This window comes from Spirosoma humi, assembly GCF_054776575.1.
On record NZ_BAAHBR010000017.1, the window covers coordinates 293593 to 307790 of the forward strand.

15 protein-coding genes and 1 tRNA gene are annotated in these 14198 nt (G+C 51.2%); 10 read left to right on the forward strand and 6 right to left on the reverse strand.

Annotation, left to right across the window (positions count from 1 at the left end; translation table 11 throughout):
* Window positions 1-21: 21 nt before the first annotated feature.
* Window positions 22-918, forward strand: coding sequence for a 1,4-dihydroxy-2-naphthoate polyprenyltransferase (locus tag ACYU8Y_RS23405; RefSeq protein WP_460941205.1), 897 nt, complete (start codon window positions 22-24; stop codon window positions 916-918).
* A 312-nt stretch (window positions 919-1230) separates the two neighbouring features.
* Here the strand turns inward: ACYU8Y_RS23405 and ACYU8Y_RS23410 are convergent, their stop codons facing one another.
* Window positions 1231-1626, reverse strand: coding sequence for an SdpI family protein (locus ACYU8Y_RS23410; protein WP_460940571.1), 396 nt, complete (start codon window positions 1624-1626; stop codon window positions 1231-1233).
* A 266-nt stretch (window positions 1627-1892) separates the two neighbouring features.
* On the reverse strand, window positions 1893-2156 hold the full coding sequence (locus tag ACYU8Y_RS23415) for a hypothetical protein (RefSeq protein WP_460940572.1): 264 nt from the start codon (window positions 2154-2156) through the stop codon (window positions 1893-1895).
* A 230-nt stretch (window positions 2157-2386) separates the two neighbouring features.
* Between ACYU8Y_RS23415 and ACYU8Y_RS23420 the strand changes: the two genes are divergently transcribed.
* The gene (locus tag ACYU8Y_RS23420) at window positions 2387-2671 is read left to right on the forward strand and encodes an IS1-like element transposase (protein ID WP_460940573.1); all 285 of its coding nucleotides are present in this window, start codon (window positions 2387-2389) and stop codon (window positions 2669-2671) included.
* A 57-nt stretch (window positions 2672-2728) separates the two neighbouring features.
* Complete coding sequence (locus tag ACYU8Y_RS23425) at window positions 2729-3136, forward strand: IS1 family transposase (protein WP_460940574.1); 408 nt, start codon at window positions 2729-2731, stop codon at window positions 3134-3136.
* A gap of 123 nt (window positions 3137-3259) precedes the next feature.
* On the opposite strand, the gene ACYU8Y_RS23430 is transcribed toward ACYU8Y_RS23425, so the two are convergent.
* The 4 genes from ACYU8Y_RS23430 to ACYU8Y_RS23445 form a co-directional block, all read right to left on the reverse strand.
* A tRNA-Asn gene (locus ACYU8Y_RS23430) sits at window positions 3260-3333 on the reverse strand.
* 97 nt (window positions 3334-3430) lie between these two features.
* A complete protein-coding gene (locus ACYU8Y_RS23435) occupies window positions 3431-3733 on the reverse strand; it encodes a hypothetical protein (protein WP_460940575.1) in 303 nt (100 codons plus the stop codon).
* Between the two features lie 105 nt (window positions 3734-3838).
* A complete protein-coding gene (rsmG, locus tag ACYU8Y_RS23440; protein ID WP_460940576.1) occupies window positions 3839-4468 on the reverse strand; it encodes a 16S rRNA (guanine(527)-N(7))-methyltransferase RsmG in 630 nt (209 codons plus the stop codon).
* 68 nt (window positions 4469-4536) lie between these two features.
* Window positions 4537-5739: a glycosyltransferase gene (locus tag ACYU8Y_RS23445; RefSeq protein ID WP_460940578.1), complete on the reverse strand. Its 1203-nt coding sequence runs from the start codon at window positions 5737-5739 to the stop codon at window positions 4537-4539.
* Between the two features lie 167 nt (window positions 5740-5906).
* Between ACYU8Y_RS23445 and tgt the strand changes: the two genes are divergently transcribed.
* The 7 genes from tgt to ACYU8Y_RS23480 all read left to right on the forward strand — a co-directional run bounded on the left by tgt (window position 5907) and on the right by ACYU8Y_RS23480 (window position 14148).
* Window positions 5907-7037 (forward strand): tRNA guanosine(34) transglycosylase Tgt, encoded by a 1131-nt coding sequence (gene tgt / locus ACYU8Y_RS23450; protein WP_460940579.1) that lies wholly within the window; start codon window positions 5907-5909, stop codon window positions 7035-7037.
* 153 nt (window positions 7038-7190) lie between these two features.
* A complete protein-coding gene (locus ACYU8Y_RS23455) occupies window positions 7191-8306 on the forward strand; it encodes a lipopolysaccharide biosynthesis protein (protein ID WP_460940580.1) in 1116 nt (371 codons plus the stop codon).
* Between the two features lie 13 nt (window positions 8307-8319).
* Window positions 8320-9612, forward strand: a complete 1293-nt coding sequence (locus ACYU8Y_RS23460; RefSeq protein WP_460940581.1) for a nucleotide sugar dehydrogenase — start codon at window positions 8320-8322, stop codon at window positions 9610-9612.
* Between the two features lie 13 nt (window positions 9613-9625).
* Window positions 9626-10663 carry a CgeB family protein gene (locus tag ACYU8Y_RS23465; RefSeq protein WP_460940582.1) on the forward strand — a complete coding sequence of 346 codons (1038 nt, stop codon included), beginning with the start codon at window positions 9626-9628 and terminating at the stop codon, window positions 10661-10663.
* A complete protein-coding gene (locus ACYU8Y_RS23470) occupies window positions 10660-11991 on the forward strand; it encodes a hypothetical protein (protein WP_460940583.1) in 1332 nt (443 codons plus the stop codon). The genes ACYU8Y_RS23465 and ACYU8Y_RS23470 overlap by 4 nt, the downstream gene beginning before the upstream one ends.
* Before the next feature lie 7 nt (window positions 11992-11998).
* Window positions 11999-13021, forward strand: a complete 1023-nt coding sequence (locus ACYU8Y_RS23475) for a glycosyltransferase family 4 protein (protein WP_460940584.1) — start codon at window positions 11999-12001, stop codon at window positions 13019-13021.
* Entirely contained in the window at window positions 13018-14148 is a 1131-nt protein-coding gene (locus ACYU8Y_RS23480) for a glycosyltransferase (RefSeq protein WP_460940585.1), read from the forward strand. Before ACYU8Y_RS23475 ends, ACYU8Y_RS23480 begins: the two co-directional genes overlap by 4 nt.
* The last annotated feature ends 50 nt before the right edge of the window (window positions 14149-14198 follow it).

Here is a 14198-nt window from a genome sequence, read left to right on the forward strand (position 1 = left end):
GCTCTTTCGCTCTTTGCACTTATGACAAAGAGCTGGATTGCGGCTGCACGGCCGCGTACATTACCGCTGGCGTTAGCCAGTATTATCCTCGGGAGTTTTCTCGCCTTTGCTGACCACCATTTTAGCTGGCAGATTGCTGTTCTGGCCATACTGACCACTATTTTCCTTCAAATCCTGTCCAACTTTGCCAATGATTATGGCGATGCGGTTTCGGGTAAAGATACCGAACTGCGGGTAGGTCCTCGTCGGGCCGTTGCTACCGGCGACATCACACGAGAAGCCATGCTACGGGGTATTATCCTGATGTCGGTGTTGGCATTGGTGTGTGGAGTCGGCCTGCTGACCGTGGCTTTTTACGATGCAGGACCGAAAATATTCTGGTTCTTCTTTGTGCTGGGCCTGCTGAGTATTGCGGCTGCCATTGGCTATACGAATGGCAAACGCCCTTATGGATATGCGGGTTTTGGCGACATTGCCGTGCTCATTTTCTTTGGCTGGGTTGGGGTTTTAGGGACATACTTCCTGTACACCCTGTCATTCAGCCCCTTACTCTTCCTGCCCGCAACAAGCGTTGGCCTGTTCGCCACGGGCGTCCTGAACGTTAATAATATTCGGGATATTGAAACCGATACGATGACGGGTAAACGCTCCATTCCAGCGCGTCTTGGGTTGCCACTGGCTATTCGTTACCACTGGGGCTTACTCATCACGGGCATGGCCTGTGCTGTTGCGTATTCATTCCTGACCGATGCTGCAGCCATTGGCTATCTTTATGTGCTGTCTTTCCCGCTATTTATCCTGAATGGTCGCGCCATTGCGACGCACAAACGCCCGGCGGAGCTTAACGCCCGACTTGGGCAGCTTGCCCTGACCACGTTGTTGTTCGTTATTTTATTTGGATTAGGACAGGTGTTATAGACTTAGTATGTAAGATAATAGGACAACGTTATATTTTCACTCCAGATTAACATAACGGCATTGGCTGTTGCAAAAGTCTGAAACGGGTGTAATCGCCTTAAATAAGTCGCCAAGTTTACCCCGTTTACTAGGCCAAACCGGCTTACCTAACATGGCTTTTTGTAGCCCTGTTGACTTTTGCAACAGCCACCATCTTATATGTTAGACCAAGTACGAAACGTCAAGCTAATAGGCTTTAAAAGATCAGTCTCATAGAAACGCTCCCAGCTGAGACGATAGAAGCTACAAGTAACCAATTCCAGAAAAGGGCCTTTATTTTCTTACGCCAGTTGAGGTGAAAAGCTGGCTTAATTTATATTCGGTTACAACAAGAGGTAATAGTAATAAACCCGTCGAGAGCACAACTATACTCAAGAATAAGGATCGGAAATTGCCGAACCAACTAATCAAGTTCGCCTTTCCAATTAGCAAGAGCAGCAGAAGTAGAACCCCCATAAAACCCATTGAAGAATAGAGAAAACATTCACTGGCGATGCGGTTAGCGACCATCCACGTATCTTGATTTTTCATGGACAGTCCAGTCCTATAGCCATAGAGTCGGTTAATCTGTTTGGGCTGATTATAGTAAAAAAGTGTAGCCATGAGCACCATCAGGGTGGGCATAATCAGAAGGGGAATCAGCCATCGAGCATTATCGAACGTATCCATCTTTATGATGCGTTTTTGACCGAAAAGATTTCCATCTACCGGACATACTAAATACCAGGAGTATAGGCTTTGATAGGCTCCTAGCTTTTCGATACTTAATCTCGCAAATCGCTCTTTCGTCGCAATAACTTTTCCTGTGGCTAATCATAAATTATCCACCGTTGAGGCAAAATCAAGCAGCGAATTTGATGGTCCCCCACCGGCGGACCGGCCAGGGCGGTCTATTTTTTAATTTACCCAACCAGGATAGCGCACTTCTCAATTTGTCAGGACTGACTAATGTTCAATTGCTCGTTCCACTGTCGCTCAAGCTCTCCAAAGGGGCCAATGAAAGAGCAGCTATCAAAAGCTTCAACCGGTAAATTCATGATGGGGTGATGGTGGTCTAACAAGTGAATACTTCGCATTGTCCAACCTATCCTAATTATGTTGGTCACCACTTCCAGACAATCGATTAAATCAATTGAGCCAAAGCTGGTTGTCTGCTCATCCCCCTGGGGTGTGGTGCCGGTAAATACGATAATAAACATTGCTGTTTGACAGAACGATTGGCTCAGATTGGCCTTACTGGTTGATGGAGCAAGTGGAAACCGAACAGAGCTTACTCCTGGAATGCTGTGTGAATATAGTTGAGCCATCCTATGTTAGGAATAACATCTATATCAACACTCGTTTTAATTGCATAAAGTGTAAATTCACTGGCATCAATATAATAATGAGCGGTAGTGGCCTAACTGCGTTGAATAGGGTATCTTTGTGAATGGTCTTAGAAGCTGTTGCCTGCAAACATTGTGGCCAAACCCAACACGTCAAACGGTATGGCACTACCCGTGCAGGCACCCAACGCTACCGATACTTTGACTGCGGCCGGACTTTCGTCCAGACATACACCCATAAAGCCCGGGACCCCTTGGTCAAAGAGCAGATCACTCAGATGGTCCTCAACGGAGCAGGCATACGTGATACAGCTCGTGTTTTAGACGTCAATCGCAATACCGTCAGCGCTCAGTTTAAAAAAAACGGGGCCGCCCGAGCGGTAGTTTAGTCATCCATGTCAACCCCTTATACGTCAATAGAGGCTTGAAAATGAGTCTTAAAGTCGATGAGATGTGCCGGGCCGCCGGGGCGGTCGTATGTGGGTAAGAAAAAACAACCCCGGTGGCTGTGGTGGGTCGAGGATGCCGTGACAGGCGAAATCATTGCCTTCGTTTTCGGACGACGTACCCACCAAACGTTTCGCCACCTACTTAGCCTTTTAGAGCAGGCTAAAATTGAAATAATTAGGTGGATAACAGACTCTTGGTGGGCTTACTTTGATTGCTTAGATCAACGCTTACGCTTAGTCCGTAAGGCGGCATTACAAGGGCTTGAACGGAAGCATCTTACTCTTCGAACACGCTTAAAGCGACTGACCCGCCGAACCATTTGCTTCTCTAAATCAGTGACGGTCCACGATACCATAATCGGCCTATTCATTAATCAGTTCTTCTTCGCCGATCAACGCAATTAAGCCACTACCGAGATTTCTAGTGAGGTAGTTTTAAGTTTGAATATAGTTCTTAACTATTACGTAACAAAAATCTATACATAAAACAATAAAAAAGCCCCAAATCGTAAGATTTGAGGCTTTTTGCTCCCGAAGCTGGGCTCGAACCAGCGACCCTCTGATTAACAGTCAGATGCTCTAACCGACTGAGCTATTCGGGAATCGTGGTGCAAAAGTAGGCCGTAGAACCATATTGCGCAAGCATCAGCCGAAAAAAAAACAACTTATTTCTCAATCGTATGATAATCAGGCTGTGGTTTAGCGAAAGGCGTCGGGCCGATTGCTGGGTACCTTCTCCAGAATCAACTCTTTGATGCGCCGGGCGTCACCTTTCGAGAAATTCCGGATGATTATCTCGGGCCGGGCGCGTGGAATTACCCGGATCGTTGAGAAAAAGACACCATTGTCGATCTCAACCCCCGAGATGTCGGAGTAGAAGACGAAATTGTCTGTGCCGCCAATCAACTTGCGGGCCCGAAACGTAACCCCTTTGTCGTTGAATTCAACCTCATCAGGGTTGAGTGGGTCTTTGAAACTACTGGAACGGAATTTTTCTGCCATGATGTCTAAAACGGAATTTTTTTGATTTCCTGGATTTTCGATTTTGCGTTCCTGGAAAGCCGAGCCGTAAAATCAGCATAATCAATGAAATCACAAAGATTCCGATTATTTTTTAGGTATGTAGATTACTTTTTTGGTTTCAAAGAAGGGCTCCTCAAAATAGTCGGAGAGGTCGTATGCGCGGTAACGGTCCGGCACTTCGGCCAGCTCCTCGGTCAGGTCACCCCCTTTGAGGTACAAAACTCCGTTTGGCCGGTCGTTGTTACCCGACTTGTGAATTTTGTAGCGCACCCAGCCCAGAAAAGGCTTTAAACGGGTAACGGCCCGGCTAACCACAAAATCGTAGGTCGTGTTCAGCTGCTCGACACGGGCCTGTTCGGCTTTCACATTTTTAAGGCCCAGCGCATCGGAAACTTCCTGCACGACCTTTATTTTCTTGCCAATGCTGTCGACCAGATGAAAGTCGGCCATTGGGAATAGAATGGCTAGGGGAATGCCCGGAAATCCACCGCCCGTGCCAACGTCCAGGATTTCGGTGCCGGGCTTGAACGATACGATCTTGGCAATACCCAGCGAGTGCAGAATATGCTTCTCGTAGAGGGCATCGATGTCCTGCCGCGAAATAACGTTGATCTTTGCGTTCCAGTCGCGGTACAGCCCATCCAAAGCCGCAAAGCGCTCTTTCTGCTCATCCGTCAGGTTCGGAAAGTATTTTAAAATAAGATCGATATGCATGGTTGTAGCCCGGACGGCCACGTCCGGATGTAAGGTAACGTATCCCGGACGTGGCCGTCCGGGCTTCTTTACCGCCAGTAAAGACGTTTTTTACGACGCCTGAACACGGTTTTCAGACCGGCCATGCCATAATACGCGGCCAGTAACAAATCGACAAACGGAATGATGGCCCAATGCACGGTATGCGCGAGCCGGTAACTAATGCGTCCGACGATGCCCCAAAAAGCGAGTTTCCGGAAAACGAACAGCCCCGTGCCGATCAGCAAAAGTAACCATTCGTTGGCGGTAAAGGAATGGTGCTGTACTTCATAAAATAGAACGACAAGACCAACGATCAGGCCAAGCAGCCAGCTTAGTACATGCGAACCCGTTAGTAGCCCCAGCCTGAACTTATGCCCTGGTTTATAGTATTTGCCCACGTTGAGGTGACGCCGTTTCTGGATTCGCCAGTCCGCCCAGGTTTCTTTGGGCTTCGACCACATGAAGGTATCGGGGGAAAGGCAAACGGCGGTATTGTGGGCGGTAGCTACCTCATTGATGAACAGATCATCGTCGCCACCGACTACATTCTTGTGGGTGTAAAAGCCACGATTGGCAAAAAACACGCTGCTGCGGTAGGCCAGATTCCGGCCAACGCCCATGTAGGGGCTACCCGCCAGGGCCAGCGAAAAATACTGCACCGCCGTCATCAGGGTTTCTGACCGGATCAGCAAGTTCAGAAAGCCGGGTTGATAATCGTAGGGCGAAAAACCCAGCGAGATTTCCTTTTGCTGATCCTGCAACGGGAACACCATACCCGCCAGCCAGTCGGGAGAGGCCGGGCGGCAGTCGGCATCGGTAAGCAGTACGGTAGGGTAAATGGCTTTTTTCAGCGCAATCGTCAGGGCGTATTTCTTGGGTGTCACATGCTCGTGTTCCCGGTCGATCCGGATGAAGCGAACCCGCGACAGCTCTGCAATGTCGTTTTCCAGAAAGAGCTGCGTGCCATCGGTTGAGCGGTCGTCCATGACCAGTACCTCGAAGGCAGGATACTGCTGGTCGTTCAGCAGCGGGAGTAACTCAATCAGATTCGCCCGCTCATTGCGGGCGCACACGATGATGGTGACGCCGGTTGGGGCCGGATCAGTGGAGTTACCCGATGGAACTGGTTGTAAAGTAGGATCGCTTCGGTGGGGCTGCCGGTAAAAGGCTGTTCTTGAATAAACAAGTAAAATGTAAATAAGCTGAATGCCGACTATCAGTAGCCAGCTTATCAGCAGGACAGTAATCACAAAGGGGAGACGTTTACTCGTTAAGGCGTTGATGTTGATCCAATGGGCAAAGATACGTAAAGAAGATTGTTTCGATGGTCAAGGTCTGAGGAAGCATAAAGAGGGAACCTTGATGCGGAACGCCTACCGGCGACCGTTGAACGAGCTTAGGTGCGTATCTTTGCACTATGACATTTTCGATTACTGCCAACGACCCACAGTCAAAGGCTCGAACGGGAACGCTGACGACAGACCACGGCCCTATTCAAACCCCCATTTTTATGCCCGTTGGCACGGCCGGCACCGTGAAGGCTGTTCATCAGCGCGAACTTGAAACGGACATCGACGCCGAAATTATTTTGGGGAATACGTATCACCTCTACATGCGGCCGGGGCTGGAGGTGCTTAACCAGGCGGGCGGATTGCATGGCTTCAATGGCTGGCGCCGTCCTATTTTGACCGATTCGGGTGGATACCAGGTGTACTCGCTGTCGAATACCCGAAAGATTAAGGAAGAAGGCGTTACGTTCAAGTCGCATATCGACGGGTCCAAGCATACGTTTACGCCCGAAGGCGTGATGGATATTCAGCGAACCATCGGGGCCGATATTATCATGGCCTTCGATGAGTGTACGCCATACCCCTGCGAATACGGCTACGCGCGGCAGTCGATGGAGATGACCCACCGCTGGCTGGGCCGCTGCATCGATCGTTTCGATGCAACGGAAGGCTTGTATGGCTATAAACAAACGTTGTTTCCGATCGTGCAGGGAAGCACTTATGCCGATTTGCGCCGTCAGTCGGCGGAGGTCATTGCCAGCAAAGAGCGCGAAGGGAACGCCATTGGCGGATTGGCCGTGGGCGAACCCGCTGAGGATATGTACGCCATGATCGAGCTGGTAAATGGCATTCTACCCGCCGACAAACCCCGGTATCTGATGGGGGTGGGCACACCCGCCAACATTCTGGAAGCGATTGCGCTGGGTGTGGACATGTTCGACTGTGTGATGCCGACGCGCAACGCCCGACACGGCCTGCTGTTTACGACGGAAGGTATTATCAACATCAAGAACGAAAAGTGGAGTCGCGATTTTACCCCCATCGACGCCGGCCTGGGCGGATACGCCAGCACCTTTTATTCAAAAGCGTACTTGCGGCACCTGGTCAAGTCGGAAGAGTTATTGGGTGGCCAGATTGCCAGCCTGCACAACCTGACGTTTTACCTCTGGCTGGTGCGCCAGGCCCGTGAACACATTGCCGCGGGTGATTTTGTTAGCTGGAAGAATGAGATGGTTGTCCGGTTGATGCAGCGTTTATAACGCTATAAACGGCTTTCGGCTGAAGATTATGCCCGAGCAGGGTAGAAAAAGTCTCCTGAACTAGCTAGTCGGAGACTTTTTTGTTGATTCGCCGTCATAGGGTCATTTTTAACCCCTGCGAATTGTTAACGTCGCTATCTCTAAACGCGTTACATGACCGGTTCACCTGAATCCAGAACGATGTTATCGACCCACCGCTGGCTGCGTTTGCCCGCCGATGTGGTCGTTCGAACGCTCTGGCTGGAGCGGTACAAACTCCTGCTGGCAACGGTTCTGACGGCCGGGGTTGGCGTCGTGATTTCCCTGATGCTAACGCCAGAGTTCAGGTCGGAAGCCCGGCTGATGCCCGAAATGAACAATGGGTCGGGCGATGTACTCAAGCGGCTGGCATCCATAGCGGGCTTTGCCGGTGTCGATTTTTCGGACGCCGAAGAGATGGACGCCGTTCGGCCCGACTTGTACCCTAATGTATTGCAGAGTACGCCGTTTATATTGTACCTTATCGATCAGCCGAGCCACACGGTGGCGGGTCAGCCGCAAACGATTGGTCAGTTTCTGCTGTCCGATAGTAAATGGTCATTCTGGAAATTGCCGTCGTTCGGTAAAGCAGAACGCACCCGCTCGCCGGTAACCCCGCAGATGGGTGGTACTGTCCATTTGTCGGTTCATCAGCAGGCGTTTGCCGAAGAAATCGCCGAACGCGTGGGCGCTAAGTTCGATACGCGTTCGGGCATTATCACCATTACGGCTACCATGCCTGACGCAAACGTGGCGGCAACCGTAGCCGCATTGGCCATGAGGTATCTGACAACCTATGTAACGACCTATCGCACGGAGAAAGCCCGGCAAGATTCGGCTTTTTACAGCGGGCAGGTAAACGCAGCCCGGAAACGGTACCGCCAGGCGCAACTGGCTGTATTTCAATACAATGATAACCATAAAAATATCGTGATGCTGGCGACAACCATGGACCGGCACCTGATGGAAGCTGAACTGACCATTGCTCAGAGCGTTTATACGGAGCTGGCTCACCAGTTTGAGCAGTCGAAACTCAGGGTGCGGGCACGAACGCCAATCTTTAAAGTGCTTGAACCACCGGGCGTACCGCTCAACCGAGTATCGCCCAGGCGAACAGTGATTGTGCTGCTTTTTGCACTAGTCGGGTTCGTGTCCGGGGCGTTGTCTGTACTTGTCCGGAAGGCTGATGTAGCTGCTCAATGGCAGGCGATGATCGCCGATACGTCCCCGAAAAAAGTTTTACCCGTTTAACGAACCCGACCCGTTGCTGAACGCGCTTCGACAGAAAGAAAAACAAATTGCCGTCATCGGCCTGGGCTACGTAGGCCTGCCGCTTGCGCTTGCCTTTGCCCGCCAGTTTCGGGTCATTGGCTTCGATACTAACGCCGACCGGATAGCCCGTTTGCGTCGACGCGAAGATCCATCCCGGCAGCTAGAGGCCGACGCATTCGAAGGGGCTGATATTATGTTTACGGCTGAGGCCAGTGATCTGCAACAAGCTCATTTCTTTATCGTCGCGGTGCCTACACCCGTCGATGATTACAAAGTGCCCGATCTGAAACCCTTGCAGCGAGCGTCAGAACTGATTGGTCGGGCGCTGAAGCCCGGTGATTACGTCGTTTATGAATCGACGGTCTATCCGGGTTGTACCGAGGATGATTGCCTGCCTTTGCTAGTACACCAATCGGGTTTGAGGCTAGGCGATGGGTTTAAACTGGGTTACTCGCCCGAACGGATCAACCCCGGCGACAAAGTACGAACGCTGACGGATATCCTGAAAGTTGTTTCGGGGAATGATACCGAAGCTGCCCGAACCATTGCGGATGTATACGGCTGCATTATCCAGGCGGGTATCTATACGGCACCGAGTATCAAAGTAGCGGAAGCGGCCAAAGTGATCGAAAATGTTCAGCGTGACCTCAATATTTCGCTGATGAACGAGCTGGCCATCATTTTTGATAAGATGGGTATTGACACCCAGGAGGTTCTTAAAGCGGCATCGACGAAATGGAATTTTCTGCCCTTTACGCCGGGACTGGTCGGCGGACATTGCATCGGCATTGATCCGTATTATCTGCTTTACAAAGCCCGACAGCTTGGCTACGACCCGCAGGTAATCAATTCCGGCCGACGGATCAACGACGGTATGCCTGCATTTATCGCCACCAAACTGGTACAGATGCTGCTGCATCGCGATACCAATCCCGCCCAGACGAAAGTGCTGGTTATGGGACTGACGTTCAAGGAAAATATCGCCGATATACGCAATTCAAAAGTCGCTGACCTGGTACGGGAGTTGATGAAGTACGCTATCAACGTTCATGTTGTCGATCCACATGCGTCGCCAAATGAGGTGGCCCAGACCTATAATATGAGTCTGCTGGATAGGCCGTCTACTCAGTACGATGCCGTAGTGGTGGCTGTTGGACACGATGCCTATCGGACGCTCGATGTCGCTTACTTTAAATCGCTAATGAAAACCGCTCCGATCCTGCTGGATTTGAAGGGGTTGTATGCCGTACAAAAAAGCGATGAAATAGACTACTGGCGACTCTAAACGGGATGATACGATGAAGGTAGCCATTGTTGGGAGCCGACTGTTCGATTCGGTTGAATACCACCTGTGCGATTCGTTCAGAACGCTGGGACATGACGCGTCAATACTCGATATCACGGATGGCTTGCCAGTATCAGTGCGTTTTACTTACTGGCTATCCCGGTTTAATGAATCCTGTGATCGGCTGGTTAGCGCTCGGCTGGCCACTACCGTTGCGGCACTTCGGCCCGAGCTGGTGATTGTCGTTTACCGCCATCTGCACCCGATCCTTGTCGAACATATCAAGCGGCATTTGCCCGCTGTGCCCGTAGTTCAGATGAATCCGGATGCCCTGTCGAACCTGGAAAAGCAGCAGATTCTTGCGGCCGATTTCGATTGTTATTTCTCGAAAGAGCCCTATATCGTTGATTTCCTGCGGACCAAACTTGGCGCAAAGGCGCATTACTTACCCGAAGGGTTCAATCCTCGTATTCACCAGAAACCAACTTTTGACAAGGGTGTTGCCGAAGAGCAAACCGATATTGATGTACTGGTCTATGGCAATTTATACGCGTATCGTGCCCGTATGATTGACCAACTCATCCGCGCCGGTATCAAGGTTGCGGTGTTTGGTACCAGAGGACCCTATTTGCGTAGGACTGTGCAGTCAGCCTATCGGGGGCAGTATTTGGTGGGAGCGGAGAAAAACCGGTTGCTGTATAGTGCCCGAATCGTCTTTAACAACCTGCACTATGCTGAAATCACCTCCGTCAATCAGAAATACTTTGAGATCAATGGTATTGGCGGGTTTCAACTGTGCGACGACAAGCCAACCATTGCCGACTATACGGGCGTTCCGGCCGATGCGGTAACTTTTCGAACGATTGACGAGGCCATTGATAAAATCCGGTATTATCTGGCTCATACCAGCGAACGGCATGAACTGGCGGCCCGGCAGTATACTCATTTTCAGCAGTACCACACCCTCGATCACCGCGTTGAGCAGTTGCTCCATACGCTGGGAATGTCTTCGCTGGCTAGTTCGATAGGACCAAAACGGATAGCCCGATGAACTACCTGGCAGCGAGCAGTGTCGCCTTTGGGCTAGCCATTTACTTTGTCGATAGTTCGATTCTGGAAGCCTCGGCCGTGGCACTATCGATCTATGTATTTCTGGTGTTTATCGCGGGTATTGGCAAAACGATAGCGTTGCTGACCTGTATCAGCTTCATCGCATCGCTGGAGGTTTTACTCGTTCCTGCCGTAACGTACTGGGTGTTTCCCGCGTCGATGCCGATTGAATCAGGGGTCTATTTTAGCTATGCCTTACCTGCTTTTCTAGCGTTTTATGCCGGTGCAAACTGGTTTCGTCATCGTCGTTTGGAGCGACCGCACGTAGCCTATATCCAGGCTGCGACCGCTTACCTCCAAACAAAGCCAGAGACCTGCATCATTCTGTTAAGCGTTGGTTTGCTGGGATTTACCATAAAATCGGCTCTGCCGACAGTACCCGCCATGATCGGTACGATACCGTCGCATTGCCTGTGCATCAGTGCGTTTTATGCCTATTATTCCCGAAGCGCCTACCGGTTTGTCGTTATCGGTATAGCCGGGGGAGTGCTACTGGTCAATACGGTTCGGACGGGCATGTTTGGCGACCTGTTCTTCTGGCTCCTGCTGGCGGCTATTTTCCTGGCGGGTGGTATACCGGAACGGATAACCACTTCGCTGAAAACGACCGTCGTCGTTTCGGCTTTTGCCTTTTTGTTGCTGATCCAGTCAATCAAGGGAGAGTATCGGTACAACACCTGGGGCTATAATCGGACCGAGCGAACGGCAAATACAGCCTTGATGGCTGAACTGCTCGCGGATCGGCTTACTCATCCCGAAAAATTGCTGAACGCCGATCATGCCTTTCTCTCATTCGTTCGGTTTAATCAGGGCATTATGATTGGAAGTGCCATGGCGAAAGTGCCACTGCACGAAGACTTTGCCAGCGGGGATGTGCTCCTGTCGCTGATCTACCCGATTGTTCCCCGGCTGTTATGGAGCAATAAACCGCAGACGGGTGGATACGAAAACATACGGCGCTTTACGAGCCTGCGACAGTTCGAAAATACGAGCATTAATCTGTCTCCGCTGGGCGAGGGCTACGTGAATTTCGGGTACGGCGGTGTGCTTTTCGCTCTGTTCTATGGGCTGTTGCTGGGTGGCGTTTTTTACGTTGTGCTGCACCTCGCCGACCAGATGCCTTCGCTTGTCCTTTGGTTACCGATGCTGTACATCGACTGTCTAACGATGGAAACCGACCTGCTCTCAACCTGGGGGAGCCTGCTGAGCAATGCCATTTTTATAGCGCTGCTCTTTTGGACGTTAAAGCGAATAAGCATTCTTCTGTAACCCGCCGATGACCATTCTTTACCTGTTTCGAAGTCCCGGTACGGGCTATAGTATTGATCAATTGTTCGATACAATTTGCGCTGAAGTGGGACGGCTGGGCCTAAACACGAAGGCAGTTCGACTGCCGTACATAAGTCGGGGGCTACGAACGGTCTGGCAAAATCTGCATTTTACAAAACAGCTTACGGCCGATCTTTTTCACATCACGGGCGATGTTCATTATGTTGCGCTGGCTTTACCTGCGTCGCGTACGGTATTGACCATTCACGACTGTTTTTTGTTGACGAATAACCGTAAACGCCCCGTCCGCTACCTGGTTTTCTGGCTGCTTTGGTATTACCTGCCCATTCGTCGGGCTGGCGTTGTAACGGCCGTTTCGGAGAAAACCAGGCAGGAGTTGATCCGGTATGTTGGGCGCATTGCCTATAAGGTGCAGGTCGTTCCCAATGGTTATGACCCTGTGTTCAGGTATAGTCCCGGTGCCGTTAGCCGCAAGATGCCAAGGTTGTTGCAACTGGGAACGGCTCCGCATAAGAATTTATCTCGTCTGATCGCGGCCATCGAGGGACTTCCCTGCTGGCTTCTCATCGTCGGGCCGCTAACCGATAAAATCACTGCCGAACTACACCAGCGGCAGATTCAGTATCGGCAGTATGTTGCCTTATCCAAAGAGCAAGTCGCTCAATTATATCACGAATGTGATATCGTCACATTTATCTCGACTCGGGAGGGCTTCGGTATGCCCATCCTTGAAGCGAATGCCACGGGTCGTGCGGTGATTACTGCCGATGTTTCGCCAATGCGGGAGTTGGCCGCCGACGCAGCTCATCGGGTTGATCCAACCGATATAGTTGCCATTCGGACGGGTATTGAACGGCTTATTCAGGATGATCGCTACCGGCAAACCCTGATCGATGCCGGATTGACAAACGCTCAGCAATACACGATTGGCCTGGCCGCTGATCGCTACAAGGCGCTGTATGATCGACAATACGGGCTTACTCACGCTTATCCGCCAGCTATTTTATGAAAATAGTTATGTCGGCCGATCGATTTTATCCAGCTCCGGCAGGCGGGGCTGCCAGCACCATTCATTGGCAGGCCAGCGCGCTGACCAGGGCCGGGCATGAAGTTACGGTGGTTGCCACGTCGGAAAACTTACCCGCCTTCATACAACGGGATAGCTGGTTGGTGCGCGATTTTGGACGCGTGGTTTATACGCGAAATCCGCATTTTTATTTGCCCCTCAAGCACATCTGGTACGGCTGGAAGGCCATCCGACAAGCCGATGTGGTCCATGTCAACAGCTTGTTTTACCCCGCTTCGTTTGTCTGGATCGTCTTGTGTCACTTACTGAATAAGCCCGTTGTCTGGTCGCCCCACGGCGAATTGAGTCCGGCGGCACTCCGGTTCCGGCCACGCCTGAAGCGATTTTTATTGATCATTTTCAAAAGATGCTGTCCGGGGGTTTTGTTTCATGCAACCTGTGCGGAAGAGGCCAGTCAAATCCGGCACCACTTTGGGGCTAGCGCACGAGTCGGTGAGCGTCGAACAACGATGGAACTGCCGACTGTAGCCGTTCGGGTAGCTCAACCTTATTTCCTGTTCATGGGCCGATTGCACCGCATAAAAGCGATCGACCGTCTACTGGAAGCCCTTGGTACGTCTACACTGTTCCGGGAAAGCGGTTATTCACTGGTGGTGGCTGGCCCTGAAACGGATGCCCTATACGCCCAGGAACTGAAGGCATCCGTCCTAAGGCTGGGGCTTTCTGGAAAGGTTTCGTTTGTTGGGGCCGTACAGGGCCAACGCAAAGAACAACTTTATGCCGATGCCCGATTGCTGATTCTGCCCTCGCATGCCGAAAATTTTGGTAACGTGGTTATCGAGTCGCTGGCGCAGGGAACACCGGTTATCGCTTCTGCCAACACGCCCTGGCAAGTGCTTGAGCAGGAGGGAGCTGGCTGTTGGGTGCCCAACGAACCGGCTTGCCTTCGGCAGGCTATCGAATCCTTCCTGACGATGCCGTCCGAGCATTATGAACGCTACAGAGAACGAGCTTTTTCTCTGTCCCGCCGGGATTATGACAGCTCCGTTAACCCAACTGTTTGGGTAGATTTTTATCAGTCTGCCAGCCAGCGGATCGTACCCTCGTAAACTACATCTCGCAATTCAGTAGCTGGAGAGTAACATCAGGTGGATTTCTC